Raw genomic sequence first — 1,066 nt, forward strand, 5'->3', positions numbered from 1 at the left:
GGCAGACAGGCCGAGAATTGATGCCTGGCAGACGCTGGTGAATCACCATTACGGTCTGCATGACCCCAACGCCCCGGAGAACCGCCGGACGCTGACCCTTCCTGATAACCTGCCGGAAACGAAACAGGCGCTTGCTGAGGGCGTCACACGCGGGATAGACGCGCTTTACCATGCCGGAGAGATAAAAGGCCGTCAGGATGTGATTCAGGCGCTCACAGAGGCGGGGCTTGAAGTGGTCAGGGTGACGCGAAGCAGTATCAGCATTGCAGACCCGAACGGCGGGAGGAATATCAGACTGAAAGGAGCGTTTTATGAGCAATCTTTTACAGACGGGCGCGGAGTTCGAGAAAAAGCTGAAAGAGAGAGCCGAATCTACAGAGAAAATGCTGAACGACGAGTTCAGGAAGCTCGAAGAATCTGTAAACAGGGAACTGACCTCAAACGAATCTTTAATCAGGAACGCTATCAACGACCATACAACAGCCCTGAAAGAACTGCTGGAGAGGTATCAGAAAACGACCGTCGATACGATGGACGCGCACTGGAAAACCGTACTGAAAATGAGCGTGAAACGCTGGCTGTGGCTGATTATCGTCTCAGTACTGATGTTTGCCACGACCGGGAGTCTGCTGTGGTACCAGGGCATGAAGATAAACGCGAATATGAATATTCTCCGCGAGCAGAAAGAGAGTCTGGAGAAGCTGAACGCGAAGACATGGGGCGTGCGTTATCACGAGGACAGCAACGGACGTTTTCTGGTGTTGCCGAAGGGGATGAAAGCCGAAACGAACTGGACGAAGGACAACGGCAAACTGAACGCAGTGAGACTGGTGCAGGAGTGACAGAGCATGACGGAGCTGGAAAGACATTTGCTGAACGCATTAGAGCAACTGCAACAGGACTATATGCAGCGGCTGAACGAATGGGAGAACGCCTTCGTGGAATTGCAGAAAATGTTTTCGCTTACGCAACGGGACAACGCGATGCTGAACGGGCGAGTCATGCAGTTGAGTCAGCAGGTGCAGCACTTGAGCGAGCGGACAGACCGCTTGAGCCAGTTATACAG

The 1,066-nt window shown here is 53.0% G+C and carries 2 protein-coding genes; both read left to right on the plus strand.

Annotated features, from left to right (window positions below; translation table 11 throughout):
• The first annotated feature begins 311 nt into the window (after nt 1–311).
• Complete coding sequence (locus ABCN07_RS07965) at nt 312–842, plus strand: MbeB family mobilization protein (protein ID WP_001673158.1); 531 nt, start codon at nt 312–314, stop codon at nt 840–842.
• 6 nt (nt 843–848) lie between these two features.
• On the plus strand, nt 849–1,066 hold a 218-nt coding region (locus ABCN07_RS07970; protein WP_343006167.1), incomplete at its 3' end, for an MbeD family mobilization/exclusion protein.

Origin of the sequence: Collinsella sp. 1033st1_E11_1033SCRN_220408, assembly GCF_039062465.1 — a bacterium.
In the GTDB taxonomy this organism is placed as follows: domain Bacteria; phylum Actinomycetota; class Coriobacteriia; order Coriobacteriales; family Atopobiaceae; genus Parolsenella.

What these genes read in the sequence shown, in the direction of transcription:
- ABCN07_RS07965 (WP_001673158.1), top strand. Translation starts at nt 312, where the DNA reads ATGAGCAATCTTTTACAGACGGGCGCGGAGTTCGAGAAAAAGCTGAAA.